This window comes from Bradyrhizobium sp. SRL28, assembly GCF_018596315.1.
GTDB lineage: Bacteria > Pseudomonadota > Alphaproteobacteria > Rhizobiales > Xanthobacteraceae > Bradyrhizobium.
This window is the reverse complement of the sequence record NZ_JAHEAG010000002.1, coordinates 522,807-541,968: the sequence shown is the minus strand read 5'-3', so window position 1 is coordinate 541,968 and position 19,162 is coordinate 522,807. Positions and strand designations below refer to the sequence as shown.

The window sequence follows — 19,162 nt, the reverse complement described above, 5'->3', positions numbered from 1 at the left end:
CGTAAACAAGCGGCCTGAGGAAGTCCGGTATCGAGGGCAGCACGGAACCCAAAGTTGTGACCAGGATCACATGGAACACTCGACTTCTGGCGCATTGTAGCGGCCTTACCGACATCCGTTGAGGTTCGATGCACTGCACGAATTGCGCAGCCGAAGTGCCGGAGCAAAGGAAATTCTGTGGGCTGTGCGGAGCGGCGGTAGTGCGGCGCTGTGTGGCCTGTGGCGCGGTGAACCCAGCCCTGAACAAGTTTTGCGGCGACTGCGGGACCAAATTGCGCGTGGATTCTCTCGCGGCAGCACCGACAGCACCGGACTCGCGCCCGATCGAGCGCCGCCAGCTTACGGTACTGTTTTGTGACCTGGTCGGATCGACTGCGCTTTCCGCGGGGCTCGATCCCGAAGACTTCGGTGCAATCATCGCCGGCTACCGCCGCTGCATTACTGAGACCGTTGCCTGCTTCGATGGCTTTGTCGCGCGACATCATGGCGACGGCGCGGTGGTATACTTTGGCTATCCTCACGCGCACGAAGACGACCCGGAACGCGCCGTTCAAGCCAGCCTCGCAATAGTGGAGGCAGTCGCCGCCTTGCCCGCGAAAGAGAAATTGAGCGCGCGCATCGGTGTTGCAACTGGCGTAGCGCTTGTCGGCGACATGTCGGACAGCGCGATTTCCGAGGAGCATGGCATCCTCGGCGACACCCCGAATCTTGCCGCCCGACTGCAGTCGCTCGCACAACCCGGCGCCGTTGTTATCTCGGGTCGCACCAAGACGATCGCGGGGCCGCAATTCGAGTATCTCGATCTCGGTAAAGTCGAGATCAAGGGACTCGCAAAGCCGGTCGCCGCCTGGCAAGTCGCTGGCAAGACAGCGGTGACCAGCCGATCGCACGCTCTCCAAAGTAGCGATTTGCTGCCGCTGATCGGTCGTGATGAAGAAATGGAGCTAATTCTGAGCCGATGGAAGCGGGCCAGGAGTGGCGAAGGTCAGGTGGTGCTGCTTTCGGGTGAAGCGGGGATCGGCAAATCACGGCTCGCCGTCGCACTGCTGGAACAGCTTGCGCGTGAGCCGCACATACGCCTGCGTTGCTTCTGCTCGCCGCAGCATACCGACAGCACGCTCTATCCGGTGATCGGCGAGACGCTGCGCGCCGCTCGCTTTGCTCACGATGACAGCCAGCAAGTGAAAATGGACAAGCTTGACGCGCTGCTGGCGCAAAGCTCGACGCCACCCCAGGATGCGGCGCTGTTTGCCGAAATGCTGTCGCTGCCCAACGATGGACGCTACCCGCCGGTTGAAGTAGAGCCGCAGCTCCGTCGTCAGAAAACGCTGAAAGCGCTTGGTTCGCAACTCGAGGCGCTGGCGCGGATCAATCCCGTGCTGGTGATTTTCGAAGATGCGCATTGGGCCGATCCAACCAGCCTCGAATTGTTCGCCCGGGCGGTGGATTTGGCCGTGAGCCACCGGCTCTTGATACTGGTTACTTTCAGGCCGGAATTCAGCCCGTCCTTGACCGGACGGCCGCATGTGACCGAGCTGACCCTTCATCGGCTGGCGCCGTGCGACATCGATTTCCTGATCGAGAGAGTCGTCGGCAACCGATCGTTGCCGGCGGGCGTCCGCCGGGACATCATTGAGCGCACCGACGGCATTCCGCTGTTCGCCGAGGAGATGACGAAGGCGGTGCTGGATGCGGAGGGTGAGAGTGATGCGCAGCGCGCCTTCGCAGCGGGACCAACGCCTGTTGTGGCGGTTCCGGCAAGCCTGCAGGCTTCGCTGATGTCGCGGCTCGATCGGCTCGGGCCGGCAAAGAACGTGGCGCAGGTTGGCGCAGCGATAGGCCGGGCATTTCCCCACATGTTGCTGGCCGCGCTCGTGCGAAAGAAGGAAGAACTCGACTCCGACCTCGACCGGCTCATTGCGGCGGGTCTGTTGTTTCGACACGGCACCCCGCCGCACGCGAGCTACCTGTTCAAGCATGCGCTGGTGCAGGACGTAGCCTACAGTACACTGCTGCGGGAGCCCAGGCGCGCGCTGCATGCGCGCATCGCCGAAATCCTCGAAAGTCAGTTCCCGGAAATCGCCGAGAGCCAGCCCGAGCTGCTGGCGCGCCACTGTACAAAGGCCGACCTCATCGAGAAGTCAGCGCGCCTGTGGGGCAAGGCGGGACAACGGTCACAGGAGCGTTCGGCGCTGGTCGAAGCCGCGGAACAACTCGGCCAGGCTCTGGAGCAAATCGAAACCTTGCCCAGCACGTCCGACCTGCGACGCGAGCAGATCATCTTACAAGTCGCGCTCTTGAACACGCTCATGCATGTCAAGGGATATGGCGCGCCCGAAACGAAGGCTGCCGTAGCTCAGGTGAGAGCATTGATCGAGCAAGCGGAACGGCTCGGAGAACCTCCCGATGATCCTTCGTTGCTGCTCTCAGCCCTCTTTGGCCAGTGGATCGTCAATTTCATAAACTTCAATGGTGACGTTGCGCGAGAGCTCGCAGCGCGGTTTCTTGTGCTTGGTGAGAAGGAGGGAGCGGCGGTACCGCTCATGATCGGACACCGCACCATGGCGAGTACGCTCGCGCTTGTAGGGGACATCGTTGAGGCCCGAGCACACTACAATGAAGCCCTCGCCCTTTACCGCCCCGCCGAGCACCGGCGATTGATGACGCGATTTGGCCAGGACCTCCGGGTAACGTGCTTGGCCTTTCGTTCAATGGCCTCGTGGCTGCTCGGTTACCCTGAGGCTGCGCTCGACGATGCAGACTGCGCGCTGGCGGAAGCGCGCCAGATCGACCATGCTGCCACGTTGATGTTTACGCTGAATTTCCCCATTCTTGTTAATACCTACTGCGGGAATTACGACGCGGCAAACGAGCACCTCGAGGAACTTGTCGTCTTGGCCGAGCAGAAAGGTGCCCCGTTTCGAAAGGCGGAAGGGGTGTTACGGCGGGGCTATATCCTGACCCTCACGGGGGAAGCCACGAAGGCGGTCGAGATCGTCACGTCGGGTATTGATTTATGGCGATCGGCCGGATCGACGATATTTACGCCGGAGCAGGAGTTCATGTTGGCAATCGCCCATGCAGATTCGGGCCAGTTCGATGATGCCTGGCGCTGCATCGACGAGGCAATGACGGCGATGCACGCAACCAAGGAAAGATGGTGCGAGGCTGAGGCTCATCGCGTTGCCGGTGAAATCGCGCTCAAGTCGCCGCAGCGGGACGTGGCAAAGGCGCAAGCCTGTTTCGAACGCTCCCTGATCCTTGCGCGAGCACAGCAGGCAAAGTCGTGGGAATTGCGCGCGGCCATGAGCCTGGCGCGACTCCTAAGCGATCAGGGCAAACGGCAGACGGCACGTGACCTCCTCGCCCCCATCTACGATTGGTTTACCGAAGGTTTTGACACAAGCGACCTTCGAAAGGCCAAGGCGTTGCTTAGCGATCTTCATTGATAAGGCCATCCGGCGACGAAGTTCCGGTTCTGGCTGTTCCTGACGCTATTTCCTTTGCTGCCACTGCATGAACTTTTCAAGCAGGGGTTTTTCGGGTGCTTCTTTAGCCGTTCCAGCCAAGGCGGGGTCGGAAACAGCCGGGTCTTCGCTTCCTTGCGTTCTTTGAAACTGCTTGAATCCTTGAAGCAGTGCTTGGCCGTCTTCGGACGCCACTGGCGCCGGCGTAGCCAATGCCGGAGTCGAAATCGAAACGGCGAGTTCCGACGGATCACTTTTTGATCTTGGAAACGCGTTGAACAAAACGAGCGCCAGGATCACGGTGGCGCCGATCGCTACGGCAATTGCGCCCGCAGTGGCGAGCAGTCCGCGCCGCGGACGGCGTTCGTAAACGAACTGGGACTCCAACGGACGGGTGAATTTGGCGAAGGCTTCCTCGCGCATTTCATCAAAACGAGACAAAGCGGGAATGGGAGGCTCTGATCTCGTCTGCGGTGGCGCGTTAGATCGTGCGTTCGCCCTGCTGCGCTCCGAGCGCGGTGCGTAGTACAGCGGATCGTCCGGGCTATCGGGGTTGGGATGGTCGTTTGCGCCGATGAAACTCATTTGCGCTACTCCTCACAATGTCAGATCATCGCATCGGAATGTTTGCCACTCAAGGCTTCAGCCCAGGCTTCCGAGCACAGTCCCACAGTCCTAACATGAAATGCCGCGGGCATTCGCGCCCCGCGGCCAGCCGGGTAACTTCGATCCGCCGACCCCCGGCTTCAAGAGACTGATCCAAACCGGGATGCGTGTGGAGTCAAGATGTTCTGTTCCACCCAAGAAATAATGAAGCTGTTGCCGTCCTGCGACAAGCGAGGCGGAACTTGTGGGTTTACGCCCCTACCACGCAAAGTAGCCTGTTTCGGCCGGCACCGGTCGTCGGATACCCGTCCCTTTCGACCCCAGATTGTCCTAAGCTGCGGGCAGCTTCCCTCCGTTTGGACGAGTTCAAGTTTCTTAGGTTGGCAACCGAACATAAAGGGAGTCTACTGGTTCCATCACCGCCCCGTCTTCGGCTTCCATCGGTGACTGAGAGTGTTGTGCTCCCGCCCGTTCGGAGAGCCACCATGTCTCGCATCCAGCCCAAAGCACCGTTGCAAGACCGTCTAATGCCGGAGGCCATGCGCCTCAAGGAGGAGGCTAATGAACTCCCGCCGGGTCCGTTGCGCGACGCCAGGATCAGAAAAGCTCGCCAAGCTGTAACCGCTTCCCATGTGAATGAGTGGCTTTCGTCTCCCGGCCTGCAAGCGCCGCAGTAAGGCCCCCTCGGGTGACGGCCTCTTTCGGAGTTCTCTGGTGGCAGACGGGTGTGATCTACCAGATCTACCCGCGCTCCTTTCAAGATACGAACGCCGACGGCATGGGTGACCTCAAGGGGATCGAGCGGCGGCTGGACTATCTAGCCAGCCTTGGCGTCGACGCTATCTGGATCTCACCCATCTACCCCTCGCCGATGGCTGATTTCGGCTATGACGTCGCCGATTATTGCGACGTCGATTCGCGCTTCGGCGGGCTCGCCGATTTTGACAGTCTGCTTGCACAAGCTCATGCGCGCGGGCTCAAGATTTTGCTCGACTTCGTGCCCAACCACACATCCGACCGGCATCCCTGGTTCGTCGAGAGCCGCGCCTCGCGCGACAATCCGAAACGGGACTGGTACATCTGGCGCGATCCCGCGCCGGATGGCGGGCCGCCCAACAACTGGATCAGCGATTTCGGCGGCTCGGCATGGGAGTGGGACAAGACCACCAGCCAATATTACTACCACGCCTTCTTGAAGGAGCAGGCGGACCTCAACTGGCGTAATCCGGCCGTGCAGGCTGCGATGTACGACGTAATGCGTTTCTGGTTCGACCGAGGCGTGGACGGCTTCCGCATCGACGTGCTGTGGCACCTGGTCAAGGCGGCAGACTTCCCCGACAATCCGCCCAACCCTGCCCATCAGCCGGCGTTGGGCGATATGCACCGCGTGCTCCAGCTCCATTCGACCGACCAGCCCGAGGTGCACGAGATCTCCGCCGACATGCGCGCCATCGCCGATAGTTATGGCGCCAGTGGACGGGGCGAACGCGTGCTGATCGGCGAGATCTATCTGCCGGTCGATCGGCTGCTGCGCTACTACGGCCGGGAACGGGCAGAGGTGCACCTGCCCTTCAACTTCCAGCTCATCGATGCATCGTGGGAGGCGCGCTCCCTCGCGACGCTGATCGCCAACTATGAGGCGGCGCTTCCGCCAGGCGCTTGGCCGAATTGGGTGCTCGGCAACCATGACCGGCCGCGCGTCGCGGCTAGGCGTGGGCAGGCGCAGGCCCGCGTCGCAGCGATGCTGCTGCTGACGCTCCGCGGCACCCCTACTCTCTACTACGGAGACGAGTTGGGCTTGAGCGATGTCGCGATCCCGCCGGCCCAGGTTCAGGATCCGCGCGAGCTGCGCGAGCCCGGGCTTGCCTTGGGCCGCGATCCGGTCCGCACGCCGATGCCGTGGGACGGCAGCGAGAATGCCGGCTTCACCACGGCGAAGCCGTGGCTGCCGCTCAATGACGACTGGCCTATTCGCAACGTTGCGCGGATGGCGCTGGAGCCTCATTCGATCCTGGCGCTTTATCGCCGATTGCTGGCGGTCAGGCGCGCACATCCGGCGTTGGCGATCGGCGACTTGACGCTGCTGGACGCGGAGGGCGATGTACTGGCCTATGAGCGTCGGCACGGCGCCGAGCGATTGATCGTAGCACTCAATCTCGGGACACATTCGCATCGCCTGAAGCTGCCGGACTGGGCGAGCGATTGCCGGACGCTCCTGTCCACTGTCGCCGACGCAGCGCTGGCCGGAGGCGGTGCCGTGCTGCTAGGGGCGGACGAAGGCCTGATCCTGCTGGCCGATTAACGAAAGCAACAAAGGACAATCGCGTGCGTATTGCCATGCTAGCTCCGATCTCCTGGCGCACGCCGCCGCGCCATTATGGTCCATGGGAGTTGGTGACGAGCCTGTTGACCGAGGCGCTGGTGGCGCGCGGCATCGACGTCACCTTGTTCGCCACGAAGGATAGCCGGACGGCGGGCAAACTGGCCGGTGTCTGCCCGGCGCCCTATTCCGAGGACCCCACTATCGACGCCAAGGTATGGGAGATGCTCCACGTCGCCCATGTATTCGAGCGCGCCGGTGAGTTCGACCTCATTCACAACCATGCCGATTTCGTGCCGCTCGCATTCTCGCGGCTGGTGGAGACACCGGTGGTGACGACGATCCACGGCTTCTCCTCGGAACGCATCATCCCCGCCTTCAAGGCATACGAGGATCGCGTCCATTATGTCGCGATCAGCGATGCCGATCGCCATCCGGCGCTGCGCTATGCAGCAACAATCCACCACGGTATCCGGCTGGAGGACTTTCCCTTCGACCCGCACGGCAGCGAAGACCTGCTGTTCTTCGGCCGCATCCACCCGGACAAGGGGGCGGCCGAGGCGATTGCGGCGGCAGGGCGAGCGGGTCGGCGGCTGGTCATGGCCGGTATCGTCCAGGATCAGGAGTATCATAACGAACAGGTCGTGCCCGCGCTAAACGAGCGTTCCGTGGTCTATCACGGCCCGGTGGGCGGAGCGGCCCGCACGAACGCCCTGGGCTCCGCGCGCGCGCTGCTCCATCTTATCAATTTCGACGAGCCGTTCGGATTATCGGTCGTGGAGGCGCTCGCCTGCGGCACGCCGGTGATCGCCTGCAACCGCGGATCGATGCCCGAGTTGATCGACGATGGCGTGACTGGCTTCCTGGTCAACAACGTCGATGAAGCCGCAAATGCGATCAGCCGTATCGACGAAATTGATCGCGCCGCATGCCGAGCTGTGGTGTCCGAGCGTTTTACGGTAGACCGGATGGCCGATCGATATCTGGACTTGTACCGATCGCTCCTTGGCTGAGGACCTGCTCGGCTTTCATTGGCCTACGACGATCGGAATTACGGGCTTGCGCAAGCGCTCTCACCGGCGCTCCCGCGCGCCGTGGCCGGAGTGACCGGGTCTTCAGCTAAAGGTTGCCTCTGCCGACTGGCGCTCCACAAAAAAACAACAATCCGGTCAACTAATGGGCGCGCATCGAGGAACGTGTCATGGTGCATTGCACTGACATCACCGGGCGCAGGATGAGGCGGGCGAGTCCTCGCCATGACGGCATATGCCGCCCTGCCCTGAATGGCGCCTTTCTCGAAAACGACTTCCCATTCAGGCGATACGAAGGACTGCCGTCTCCTCGCGACGGCAGTGCCGCCGCTTCATGCCATCGATCTCGAACTCCCGACCCTATGAGGTTCTGACGCCAAAGTATCCTGCAAGGGTCGCGACAAAAATTCGGCCCAACCAACAAACGAAGGGGAGGATACAGATGACTTTCCAGGAACGATATCTCGTCGGCTGCGCCGCGCTGGCGGTGGCTGCCCTAGTCACCGTCTCGCCGACGCGCGCGCAGGACGCGGCGGCCCTGAATGCCGAGGCGGCCCAGAACGACTGGCCGACCTATCACGGCACCTACAAGTCCTACCATTACAGCGGCCTCGACCAGATCAATGCCGGCAACGTCAAGAATCTTGAAATTGCCTGGATGCATTTTCCAGAGCGCGCCACCCGCGGCATTCAGTCGACGCCACTCGCCATCGGCGGCGTGCTGTACTATTCGGGCTCCTACAGCCGTGTCTGGGCACTGGACGGCGCGACCGGCAAGACAATCTGGTCCTACGCGCCGGAACTCGACGAGGAACTGGTCGCCAAGCAAACGCACTCGCCGTACAACCGCGGCATCGCAATCGGACACGGCAATCTCTACGTCGGCACGGTCGATGGGCGCCTGATCGCGCTCGACGTGAAGACCGGGAAGCAGCAGTGGGATACGAAGCTGCTGGATTCCAAGAAGATGACAGTTGGCTTCACCGGCGCGCCGCTGGTGGTGAAGGACATGGTCATCATCGGCGCCCAGGGCGGTGAATGGCCCCATCGCGGACCGATCTTCGGCGTGGACGGCAAGACCGGACAGAAGAAATGGGAGTTCTTCACGGTCGCCGGTACCGAAGAGGCCAAGGCGACCTGGGGCGGTGACTCCTGGCGGACCGGCGGCGGCGGCGGCTGGATGCCGGGAACCTATGACCCGGAAACCAATTCGGTGTGGTGGGGCACCGGAAACCCGGCGCCGCTCTACGACTGGGCGGGCGCGGACTGGAAGAAGAGCGGACCGCGGCCGGGCGACAATCTCTACACGACGTCGGTCATCGCGCTCGATCCCGATACCGGCAAGCTCAAATTCTACCATCAGGAGCTGCCGCACGATGCCTGGGACTTCGACTCTTCCGTGGGCGAGTTCGTCATGATCGACCGTGGCGGCAAGAAGCTCGTCGTGCACGCCAACAAGGGTGGACACATCTTTGTCTATGATCGTTCCAACGCCAAGATCGAGAACGTCTGGCCGCTGGTAAAGAACATCAACTTCGTCAAGAGCATCGATCCGAAGACCGGCGAACTGATCGGTCGCCGAGACCTCCCGGAGGGCAAGGTGGAGCCGCCGTTGTGCCCGGCGATCATGGGCGGCATCAGCTGGAACTCTGGCGCCTACAACCCCAAGAACGGGCTCTTCTACCGGATCGGGCAGGAGTGGTGCATGGAGCTGACCGTCGAGAAGACCACGCCGATCCTGGAGCCGATGGCCCAGCTCAACATCGGCGCCACGTTCAAGCCTGTGGCGCCTCCGGACGGACCGGCCCGTGGTCATCTTAGCGCCCGCGACCCGGTCACCGGCGCCAAGAAGTGGGAGGTGCAATACAAGTACCCGCCGCTCGCCAGCGTTCTGGCCACCGCGGGCAATCTGGTGTTCGTGCCCGATTCCGAAGGCGTTGTGCACGCTTACAATGCGGACACCGGCGAAGAGCTCTGGTCGCGCAACAACGGCATGGGACATAACGCCGGCATCATCAGCTACATGGCCGGCGGCAAGCAGTACATCGCCGTACCGGCGGGCTGGGGCAGCCTGGTGAGCGACGAATTTGTCGCGCTCTTTGGCGAGCCCTTCAAGAGCATGACGAAGAATACCGGTGCGCTGGTTGTCTTCACGCTCAGGCAATGACGATGACGCGGGCGGCAGGGATCGATCTCTCCCTGCCGCTCTTGCGGTCAACACGTCGCGGTGAATGCGGATGCCGGAATGCGAATACCGTTTGTAATTGTTGCTTCCCTGGCCATCATCTGGCCTTGGCTGTCGGCCGCCTCGTTTGCCCAACAGTCCACCTCGGCGGGAGCAGCAAATCCGCTGCCGCAGGCCGAAGCCTCGCCGAACGACATCGAAGGCGGGCAAATGTTCGCAACCACCTGCGGCTTTTGTCACCAGGATGGCGGCCGCCATGCGGGCAAAGGTCCGAAGCTGTCGAAGTCCGAGCGTAGCGACGAATACCTCATCGAGCGCATCAAGAAGGGCAAGGTAGGCGCCATGCCCGCTTACGGTTCGGTATTCACTGACGGCCAGATCATCGCGATCCTGGCTTACATTCGAGGGCTCGATGATTAGAGCGTTTTCCGCGTCTTGGAAACCGCGAGGTCGCCTCGCCCGATACGCGGCGAGCCTCTCGCTGCTGATGCTCTGGAGCACGTCATCGGATGCCCGCTCGTTGGAAACCGTCATCGAGCGCGGCGCCTTGACGCTCTGCGCCAGCCCCAACGCACTCCCGTTTGCAAGCAAGACCGGACCGGTCCCGGGATTTCAGATCGAGCTCGGCGAGAAGATTGCCGAGCAGATCGGGGTCAAGCTGACGCGGGAATGGGTGGTCAGTGCGATCCAGTACCGTCGCGCCGATTGCGACCTCGTGCTCGACGTCATCGCCCGCAAGGATACTCCGCCTGCGGGCGGTGTGCGCGTTTCGCGTCCCTATCATCGCAGCGGCGTCGTGCTCGCGGTGCGGAGCGATTCGCCGGCGTCGTCGCTGGCAAGTCTCGGTTCCGATCAGCGGGTCGGGGTACCGGTCGGCTCGGTGGTCTCCATGACGCTCGGCAAGGGCGGCGCCGCCACCTCGCCGTTCGTATACGAGGACGACATTGTTGCAGCGCTGGCCAATCGCGAGATCGAGGCCGCCGCCGTCACACCGATGACGGTCGGCTGGTTCAACCTGCAGCATGCCGACAAGCCGTTGCGCCTGATTCCGGCGTTCGACAACGATCAGGATTTGAACTGGAATATTGCGGCCGGGCTGCTTCGACCCGACGACAAGCTGCAACAGCGTGTCGATGCGGCGATCGAGGCCCTGCTGGCCGATGGCACCATCGCGCGGATCTACGCCCGCTACGGCATAGAGCTGCGACCTCCGCAGTGACGCTATATTCATCAGGGTAGCGTGCCTCCGCGCGATGATTTCGGCAGCCAGCGTCCACGGCGTATTGGCACGCGCGTAACGTGGGTAGTGCGATGCCGCGGACATCTGAGGGAGAGGCCGATGCCCTTTGATCTTCTCCAGAGGAAGCGAACTCATTTCGTGCTCTGGCGCCCGGGACGCCTGAACCCGCCACCCACCCTTGTCATCGGCACGTTCCTGGAAGGAAATCCTCCGAGCTTTCAGCCGCTGAACAGGTTTGATTTGGCTGCTTCACCGGTCTCGGCCGATCTATGGGAAGTCGCGGGTGCAGCCTGCGGGATGGCGAACAACCGCGTCTATCACTATTGGTTCGAAGTTACCAACGTGAACCCGAAGACCCCGGTGCCGGCGCGCATCCTGTGCACGGACCCGACCGCCTGGACGGTGGACTGGCGGCTGCGCGCACCGGCGCTGCCGCTGCCCTTCACCGACGACGACCGCGGTCCGGCGGCCGTCGTGAAGTGGCGGGAAAACGAGCTGGTGCCCTGCGATCCGGCTGGCGACGAACCGGACTGGCAAAACGACCCTCGGCTCGAAGGGCTTCCCGGCAACAACCATCTCGTCATCTACGAGCTGCCGACGCGGTGGAGCCGGATTGAAACAGAGGGCACCGTCAGCATCGCCGGCGGGACTTTCCGTGACGTCCTTGCGCTGATAGAGCGGACCGCGGCACCGACCAATTTCGCGGGCGTCGCTGCGCTCGCGCCCGGCGAGGCACATCTCGAAGACCTCGGCGTCAACGCGCTTGAGCTCTTGCCGCCGGCTGACAGCTTCGTCAACCGCGAGTGGGGCTACGCGACCAGCAACTATTTCGCTGCCGATTTTGATCTGGGGTTTCCGAGGGGCCATGCCTCGCCGACGGCATCCGCCGATCTTGCGGCGCTTGTGATCGCGTGCCATCGGCATCGCCTCCGGTTCTTTGCCGACGTCGTGATGGCCTTCGCAACACGGTATGCTTATCGGTACATCAATTTTCTGGACTTCCACGTTCACCGTGGGACCGGCGATCCGGAGGAAGACGCCCGGGACGATTTTGGCGGAGACCTCTTCAAGTACAACTTCTTGACCGACGCCTACGACCCGATCGCCGGGGAAACCGGGCGCCTCGTGCCGGCGCGTCGCCTCATGCTGACCTGCCTTGCGCGCTGGATGCTCGACTTTCGGATCGATGGCATCAGGATAGACAGCGTGCCCAACATCATGAACTGGGACTTCGTGCAAGAGTACAAGGATCTTGCCCGTGCCATATGGCGCTCGCGGTGGCTGGCGCAGGGCTTGCTGGAACAGGTTGCCGACGAACGCTTCCTCGTCGTCGGCGAGGATCTGGCGGTACCGATTGAGCTTCTGCATCAGAACCGCCTCGACGGCCTGTGGAACGAAGAGTTCAAGCGGATGGTTCGCTACGCCATCATGGGACAAAATGACCAGAAGGAGCCGAGCTTCGAGTGGACGGTGCGCAAACTGATCGACTGCCGTCTGCTTGGCTTCGCCGATGGGTCTCAAGCGATCAACTACGTGACCTCGCACGATGTCGAGGGCTTCAGGAACGAGCGGCTGTACAATTTTCTCAACAACAATGGTGTTTGGAACACGGAGCGGCGGATCAAGCTCGCCTTCGTCTGCCTGATGACTGCCGTCGGCATCCCCATGATTTTCGCAGGTGAAGAGTTCGCAGACCAGCATGACCTCGCGGTCGTCCATCCGCAAAAGCAGGTCGATCCGGTGAACTTCGATCGCCTGCAGGACCCTTGGCGCCGGCGCGTATTCGAGTATTGCGCCCGCCTCGTCCGTTTTCGCACGAGGTCTGATGCACTTTCGGTCAACGACACGGAGTTCATCCACGTCGATTTCGACGAAGGTAAACGCGTGCTCGCCTGGCGGCGGGGCCGGCCGGGCATCGACCACCCCGTGGTCGTCGTCGCCAATTTTTCGGATTTTGAAACCGCGCTGCCGTTCGCGCCCGCTTCCGAATACCGCGTGCCGAACTGGCCACCTACCCCAAACGGCATGCACTGGCGCGAGATCACGCAGGAACGCGACGTGCCGTCCGAATGGGTCGGCCGGGAGCCGATCTTTCCGTGGGAGGCCAAGGTCTATGCCTTGACCTGAGTGTATCCGCTAGCTGTTCTGTGGACAGCAAGTGAACGGATCATTCTATCATGAGCAGACCGCGTTTCTCAGCGTTTGGCTGAGAGATGAGCCTTGATGACCGAGACCATCCGATCCGAGGGGGTGCCCGGCGGGAAGAACCCGAGATACTTGCCGTCGCGATCCATCAGATAGATGAAACCTGAATGATCGACAGTGTATTCTGCGGCACCTTCGATTGCGACCTTGGCGTAAAAGACCCGATACAAGCGCGCAGCGTGGCGGATCTGCGCAGCATCGCCTGTTAGGCCGAGCAGGCGCGAGTGAAAGAACGGCACGTAGTCGGCGAGATGCGCAGGCGTATCGCGGTCGGGATCGACAGTGACGAACAACGGCTGCACCGCGTCGCCGCCGGGGCCAAGTTTGTCGACGGCCTGCCCGATCGCCATCAGATCGGTCGGGCAGACGTCCGGACAGAAGCTGAACCCGAAATAGACCAGCATCAGCTTGCCACGGAAATCGGCGTCCGTACGAGGCTTTCCGGTGTGATCGACGAGAATGAAGGAGCCGCCGATCGGCTCCTTGCCCCACATCACTGCGTCCATCAGCTCGCCGGCGCTGCGTTCGCTCTGCGCGTGCGCCACGGGCACGGCACTGAGCAGCCCTGCGGCCAGGACGGAGCAGACAAGCGCCCGACTAGTCCTCATGCGCCCATCGTCATACGGACGCCGGTTGTCGAAACCAGAAGCTTGTCCGGCAGCTGCGCGCGCACCGCGCGAGCGAAGTTGTCGCCGCTACAATGCATCGGGATAATCACGTCCGGTTCGAGCTTCTTGATCTCGGCGACGACTTGATTGAGATAGTCCTCGGGTGCCGGCCCGAGATGGAAGCCACCGACGATAGCATGGATCTTCTGCACGCCGGAGACTTCCTGTGCCTGCCGGACCGAATTGACGATGCCGACGTGACCGCAGGAGCTGATCACCACGAGCCCGCGGTCTTTTACATTGAAACAGGTCGCGTGCTCGTGGATGTGCTCGTCCGGAACGATCTTGCCCAGCATCTCCGCCGGCAGGTAGTGGCTCGCGTTGCAGCCGAGACCGTCCTTCACAGCAAATCCGACGTGCGTGTTCGGCAACACTCTTTCGATCCCCGACCTCTTGATCTTACCCGTCGTGAAAGCGTGGTCGGCGACAACCGTCGGGTTTTCCGCCAGAACGACTGAGACCTTGTTCGCAACCAGCTCGCGGCGATCGAGCGCGCCAAATTCGGCAAGTGCACCGGGTGCGCCGCTATAGCGCTGGCAGAAGTTGTCCTCCCCGCCGGCATAGAGTTTCACATCGGCGGGCAACGCGCTGCGGTATTTCTGCAGGAAGCCGACGAGGCCGCCGTAGTGATCGAAGTGGCCATGGCTCACGACCAATGCATTGATCTTGCTGGGATCAGCGCCGGTCAGTTCGATATTGTTGAGCAGAGCTTCCGGCGTATAGCCGAAGTCGAGCATGATAGTGCGCTGCTCATCGCCGCGCTGCGACTGCAGGTACAGAGACAAACCCCATTGATTGTGTAGTGGGCGACGATAGTCCTGCTGCCGTGGCGCCGGCTCGATCGAGACGTTCCCCACCTTACCCGGGCGCTCGAAGATATTCTGGCTTCCATCGATCAGCACCCGGATCGAGAGCTTGTCCACCACGGGAATGTCGATCGCAGCTGCTTTGGCGATCTCGATGCAGGTGAAGCTGCCGGCGGCGACGGCTCCTCCAATGGCCGCACAACCCCTCAGAAAATCGCGGCGTTTGAATTGCTCGACCATCGATCCCTCCCTGCAATGGAGCCAAGCGTTAGCCTTGGCTGGATGACTCCAAAAACTGGCGAAGTATGGCGGGCGCGAAGTCGCGCGCTCAAATCCAATATCAATGAATGCGTAATGCTCGGCCGCCGAAGGCGCTTGCGCTGCGCTTAACTACAGAGCTCCGGCAGGTCCCATTGGCAACTCGTTGAAGAATACACGACTTTCGGCGCAGCCAAAAGAGCAGGTTCGCTTCCGTTTATGGCACTTTTCATGGCGCTATATCCGGCTTGAGTCTGTAATGCGCTTCAAGGCGGACGTCGGCCGACGATCGGAATTTATGGGTCACGCCCCTAGATCGTGACCTGCGTTCCCACTTCCACCACCCGCCCGGTCGGGATCTGGAAATAATCGGTGGCGTCGTTGGCGGAGCGGCTGAGGCGGATGAACAGCAGGTCCTGCCAGCGCGGCATGCCCGAATGTGCGGCGGGCTTGAGCGCGCGGCGGGACAGGAAGAACGACGTCGACATGATGTCGAACTGCCAGCCGAGCTTGCGGGCGATCGCCAGTGTCTTCGGTACGTTGGGCGATTCCATGAAGCCGAACCGCAACGTCACCCGGGAGAAGGTCTCGCTGAGCTGCTCCATACGCACCCGCTCGGCGTCGTCGATCCGCGGCGTCGGCGCGATTTCGATAGTGAGAATGACGTTCTTCTCGTGCAGCACCTTGTAATGCTTCAGGCTGTGCATCAGCGCCGTCGGCGCGCATTCGGGATCCGAGGTCAGGAACACGGCGGTACCCGGCACCCGCTGCGGCGGACGCTTCTCCAGCATCGCCACCAGATCGGCAAGCGGGAATTCCAGCTTGCGCGACTTCTCGAACAGAAGCTTGCTGCCGCGACGCCAAGTGTACATCAACAGCATCACGATGCCGCCGAGCGCCAGTGGCACCCAGCCGCCCTCGAACACCTTCAAGAGGTTCGCGGAGAGAAAAGCGAGATCGAGAAACAGGAATGGTGCGATCAGCGCCGCGGCCGCGACAGCCGACCAATTCCAGACTTTCCAGATGACGACAAAACCCATCATCGCCGTCACCACCATGGTTCCGGTTACCGCGATGCCGTAGGCCGACGCCAAGGCGCTCGATGAACGGAACATCAGAACCAGCAGCATCACGCTGATCAGCAGCAGCATGTTGATGCGCGGGATATAGATCTGGCCGGAATGCGATTCCGAGGTATGGCGGATTTCAAATCGCGGCAATAGCCCGAGCTGTATGGCCTGGCGCGTCAACGAATAGGCGCCGGTGATCACGGCCTGACTGGCAATGACCGTCGCCGCGGCGGCGAGACCAACCATCGGTATCAAGGCCCAATCCGGAAACATCAGAAAGAACGGGTTCTCGATCGCCTTGGGATCGGCGATCAGCAGCGCGCCCTGCCCCAGATAGTTCACGGCCAGCGACGGCAGCACGATGAAGAGCCAGGCCATCTGGATCGGCCGCTTGCCGAAATGCCCGAGGTCGGCATAGAGCGCTTCCGCGCCAGTGACGGCGAGAAACACCGCGCCAAGCGTGATGAAACCGATGATGCCGTGATGGAGCATGAATGAAACCGCGTAGAGCGGGTTGAACGCCGACAGCACTTCGGGATGGCGCACGATCTGCGGCACGGCCGCGATCGCAATGACGGCGAACCAGACGCACATGATCGGGCCGAAGAACGCGGCCACGCTTGCGGTGCCGCGCGACTGAACCGCGAACAGCGCCAGCAGAATGATCACCGTCAGCGGAACGACATAATGTTCGAACGTCACGGTGACGAGCTTGAGGCCTTCGATCGCCGACAGCACCGACAAAGCCGGAGTAAGCACCGCATCGCCGTAAAACAGCGCGCCGCTGATAATGCCGAGCAGCACGATCACGGCGGAGCGCTGGCCGACCGCGCGTTGCGCCAGCGCCATCAGCGCCAGTGTTCCGCCCTCGCCGTTGTTATCGGCGCGCAGCAGGATCAGCACATATTTCAGCGTCACCACCACGATCAGCGCCCACAGGATCAGCGACAGCACGCCCAGCACCGCCTGCGGACTGGCGGTACCTGTGTGCCCGCTGGCCGCGACGATGGCTTCGCGTAGCGCGTAGAGCGGGCTGGTGCCGATGTCGCCGTAGACGACACCGATGCTGCCCAGCATCAGGGCTTTAAAGCCGGCGGTGGAATGCGCTTCGCCATGTCCGTTGGCCGCGGGCGTTTCCGCCGCGGTGACCGCACTTCCAGATGACATTGGGGATTGCCTCGGCTGACTACCGCACTGCACAAATGCAGGATTGCAGGCCTATACTCCCAGCGCGAGCGCAGGGGATCGGCTGAATTCAGGCCTCCGGTATGCACTTCGCGCATGGACCGCAGTCACCGAAAGACAAAATATTGTTTAATTATCAGATAGTTACCTGAGTTCCAACCTCGACGACCCGCCCCGTCGGGATCTGGAAGTAGTCGGTGGCGTCGTTCGCCGACCGGCTCATGGCGATGAACAGATGATCCTGCCATAGCGGCATGCCCGACTGCGCCGACGGCTTGAGCGACCGCCGCGACACGAAAAACGACGTCGCCATGATGTCGAACTGCCAGCCGAGCTTGCGCGCGATCACCAGCGCCTTGGGCACGTTCGGCGATTCCATGAAGCCGAACCGCAGCCGCACCGTGGAAAACTTCTCGCTGATAGTTTCCATCTTGACGCGCTCGGACGGATCGACGCGCGGTGTCTGGGCGGTTTCGATGGTGAGGATCACATTGTGCTCGTGCAGCACCTTGTTGTGCTTGAGATTGTGCATCATCGCGGTCGGCACGAAGCTTGGATCGGAGGTCAGGAACACCGCCGTGCCCTTGACGATATGCGGCGGACGCTTTTCCAGGCTCTTGATCAGGTCCGCGAGCGGAACCTCGATGCGCCGTGTCTTCGCGGTCAGGATCGCTGCTCCCCGGCGCCAGGTCCAGATCATCACCGCCACGGCAACGCCGAACAGCAGCGGCACCCAGGCGCCGTCCAACAGTTTCAGGAGGTTCGCAGCAAAGAAGCTCATGTCGACGACGACGAGGGGCAGGATCACGGCCGCCGCAGTGGCCGCGCGCCAGTTCCACAGCTTCCAGATCACGACAAAGCCCATGATGCCGTCGACCACCATGGTGGTGGAGACGGCTATGCCATAGGCCGACGCAAGGCCGCTCGAGGTGCGGAACAACAGCACCAGCAGCACGACCCCGATCAGCAGCAGCCGGTTGACGCGCGGCAGGTAGATCTGGCCGGCATGTGTCTCCGAGGTGTAGCGCACCTCGAACCGCGGGAGCAGGCCGAGCTGCACCGCCTGGCGAATCAGCGAAAAGGCGCCCGTGATCACCGCCTGGCTCGCGATGACCGTCGCCGCGGTCGCGAGCACCACCATCGGCAACAGCAGCATTTCAGGAACCAACCGGTAGAACGGATTTTGGATCGCTGCCGGATCGGCCAAGACCAGCGCGCCCTGCCCGAAGTAATTGATCAAGAGCGCCGGCATCACGAAATAGAACCAGCCGATCTGGATCGGCTTGCGTCCGAAATGGCCGAGGTCGGCATAAAGCGCCTCGCCGCCGGTCACGGCCAGAAACACCAAACCCATCGTCACCAGCCCGATGGTGCCGTGCGAAAGCATGAACTGGATCGCGTACCAGGGGTTGATCGCGTAGAGCACCGTGGGATCGTCGCTGATGTGGATCAGGCCCAAAGTCGTCAGCGTCGCGAACCAGACCACCATAACTGGCCCGAAAAGCGAGGCGACACGGGCGGTGCCGCTGCTTTGCACCGAGAACAGAACGACCAGAATGAAGATCGTCAGCGGCACCACGTAGTGCTCGAACGCCGGCGTGACGAGCTTGAGGCCTTCGACCGCCGACAGCACCGAAATCGCCGGCGTGATCATGGAATCGCCGATGAACATCGAGGCGCCGACGACGCCAAGCGCGAGCAACACCCAGCTTCGGCGGCCTAGCGCCCGCTGACCCAGCGCCATCAGGGAAAGCGTGCCGCCCTCGCCGTTGTTGTCGGCGCGCAACAGCAGCAGCACATATTTGGCCGTCACGACGATGAACAGCGACCACAGGATCAGCGAGAGCACACCGAGCACGATGATGCGTGATACCGGCTGGCCCTCCGCCGCGTGCGTGACGGCCTCGCGAAACGCATACAGCGGCGAGGTGCCGATATCGCCGAACACGACGCCGATGCTACCCAGTGTCAGGGCCCAAAAGCCAGAGGTGGCCTGCCCCTCATGGGCTTCGGTAGATGTGACGCTGACAGTCATGATGGAGAGGAACGTTCTCGTCGTTGAATTGATCCGGGCGGCTATCGACGCTTCCGCGCTGCCTGTCAAATCATTCGGACAAGCAA

General features: G+C 62.0%; 12 protein-coding genes. 7 read left to right on the top strand and 5 right to left on the bottom strand.

The features are described 5' to 3' along the window. The first annotated feature begins 128 nt into the window (after window positions 1–128). Complete coding sequence (locus KIP88_RS06940) at window positions 129–3,449, top strand: adenylate/guanylate cyclase domain-containing protein (RefSeq protein ID WP_214487106.1); 3,321 nt, start codon at window positions 129–131, stop codon at window positions 3,447–3,449. Window positions 3,450–3,494: 45 nt separating this feature from the next. Here the strand turns inward: KIP88_RS06940 and KIP88_RS06935 are convergent, their stop codons facing one another. Next, window positions 3,495–4,052, bottom strand: coding sequence for a hypothetical protein (locus KIP88_RS06935; protein ID WP_214487105.1), 558 nt, complete (start codon window positions 4,050–4,052; stop codon window positions 3,495–3,497). Between the two features lie 709 nt (window positions 4,053–4,761). On the opposite strand from KIP88_RS06935, the gene KIP88_RS06930 reads away from it, so the two are divergent. The 6 genes from KIP88_RS06930 (at window position 4,762) to KIP88_RS06905 (ending at window position 12,976) form a co-directional block, all read left to right on the top strand. Then, a complete protein-coding gene (locus tag KIP88_RS06930; RefSeq protein WP_308163277.1) occupies window positions 4,762–6,375 on the top strand; it encodes an alpha-amylase family glycosyl hydrolase in 1,614 nt (537 codons plus the stop codon). 104 nt (window positions 6,376–6,479) lie between these two features. After that, on the top strand, window positions 6,480–7,406 hold the full coding sequence (locus tag KIP88_RS06925; protein ID WP_214487104.1) for a glycosyltransferase family 4 protein: 927 nt from the start codon (window positions 6,480–6,482) through the stop codon (window positions 7,404–7,406). Between the two features lie 460 nt (window positions 7,407–7,866). Further along, complete coding sequence (locus KIP88_RS06920; RefSeq protein ID WP_214487103.1) at window positions 7,867–9,591, top strand: PQQ-binding-like beta-propeller repeat protein; 1,725 nt, start codon at window positions 7,867–7,869, stop codon at window positions 9,589–9,591. Between the two features lie 78 nt (window positions 9,592–9,669). Then, window positions 9,670–10,029 carry a cytochrome c gene (locus KIP88_RS06915; RefSeq protein ID WP_214487102.1) on the top strand — a complete coding sequence of 120 codons (360 nt, stop codon included), beginning with the start codon at window positions 9,670–9,672 and terminating at the stop codon, window positions 10,027–10,029. Window positions 10,030–10,129: 100 nt separating this feature from the next. Next, a complete protein-coding gene (locus tag KIP88_RS06910; protein ID WP_214487101.1) occupies window positions 10,130–10,828 on the top strand; it encodes an ABC transporter substrate-binding protein in 699 nt (232 codons plus the stop codon). 120 nt (window positions 10,829–10,948) lie between these two features. Continuing rightward, window positions 10,949–12,976, top strand: coding sequence for an alpha-amylase family glycosyl hydrolase (locus KIP88_RS06905; protein ID WP_214487100.1), 2,028 nt, complete (start codon window positions 10,949–10,951; stop codon window positions 12,974–12,976). Between the two features lie 68 nt (window positions 12,977–13,044). Here the strand turns inward: KIP88_RS06905 and KIP88_RS06900 are convergent, their stop codons facing one another. The 4 genes from KIP88_RS06900 to KIP88_RS06885 all read right to left on the bottom strand — a co-directional run bounded on the left by KIP88_RS06900 (window position 13,045) and on the right by KIP88_RS06885 (window position 19,076). Then, entirely contained in the window at window positions 13,045–13,662 is a 618-nt protein-coding gene (locus tag KIP88_RS06900; RefSeq protein WP_214487099.1) for an SCO family protein, read from the bottom strand. Then, window positions 13,659–14,768, bottom strand: coding sequence for an MBL fold metallo-hydrolase (locus tag KIP88_RS06895; RefSeq protein WP_214487098.1), 1,110 nt, complete (start codon window positions 14,766–14,768; stop codon window positions 13,659–13,661). The genes KIP88_RS06900 and KIP88_RS06895 overlap by 4 nt, the downstream gene beginning before the upstream one ends. Before the next feature lie 329 nt (window positions 14,769–15,097). Further along, window positions 15,098–17,023 carry a potassium transporter Kup gene (locus tag KIP88_RS06890; protein ID WP_214487097.1) on the bottom strand — a complete coding sequence of 642 codons (1,926 nt, stop codon included), beginning with the start codon at window positions 17,021–17,023 and terminating at the stop codon, window positions 15,098–15,100. Between the two features lie 154 nt (window positions 17,024–17,177). Then, window positions 17,178–19,076, bottom strand: a complete 1,899-nt coding sequence (locus tag KIP88_RS06885; RefSeq protein ID WP_214487096.1) for a potassium transporter Kup — start codon at window positions 19,074–19,076, stop codon at window positions 17,178–17,180. Window positions 19,077–19,162: the final 86 nt, after the last annotated feature.

What these genes read in the sequence shown, in the direction of transcription:
- KIP88_RS06905 (WP_214487100.1), top strand. Translation starts at nt 10,949, where the DNA reads ATGCCCTTTGATCTTCTCCAGAGGAAGCGAACTCATTTCGTGCTCTGG.
- KIP88_RS06890 (WP_214487097.1), bottom strand. Translation starts at nt 17,023, where the DNA reads ATGTCATCTGGAAGTGCGGTCACCGCGGCGGAAACGCCCGCGGCCAAC.
- KIP88_RS06915 (WP_214487102.1), top strand. Translation starts at nt 9,670, where the DNA reads ATGCGAATACCGTTTGTAATTGTTGCTTCCCTGGCCATCATCTGGCCT.
- KIP88_RS06885 (WP_214487096.1), bottom strand. Translation starts at nt 19,076, where the DNA reads ATGACTGTCAGCGTCACATCTACCGAAGCCCATGAGGGGCAGGCCACC.
- KIP88_RS06920 (WP_214487103.1), top strand. Translation starts at nt 7,867, where the DNA reads ATGACTTTCCAGGAACGATATCTCGTCGGCTGCGCCGCGCTGGCGGTG.
- KIP88_RS06900 (WP_214487099.1), bottom strand. Translation starts at nt 13,662, where the DNA reads ATGAGGACTAGTCGGGCGCTTGTCTGCTCCGTCCTGGCCGCAGGGCTG.
- KIP88_RS06940 (WP_214487106.1), top strand. Translation starts at nt 129, where the DNA reads ATGCACTGCACGAATTGCGCAGCCGAAGTGCCGGAGCAAAGGAAATTC.
- KIP88_RS06895 (WP_214487098.1), bottom strand. Translation starts at nt 14,768, where the DNA reads ATGGTCGAGCAATTCAAACGCCGCGATTTTCTGAGGGGTTGTGCGGCC.
- KIP88_RS06935 (WP_214487105.1), bottom strand. Translation starts at nt 4,052, where the DNA reads ATGAGTTTCATCGGCGCAAACGACCATCCCAACCCCGATAGCCCGGAC.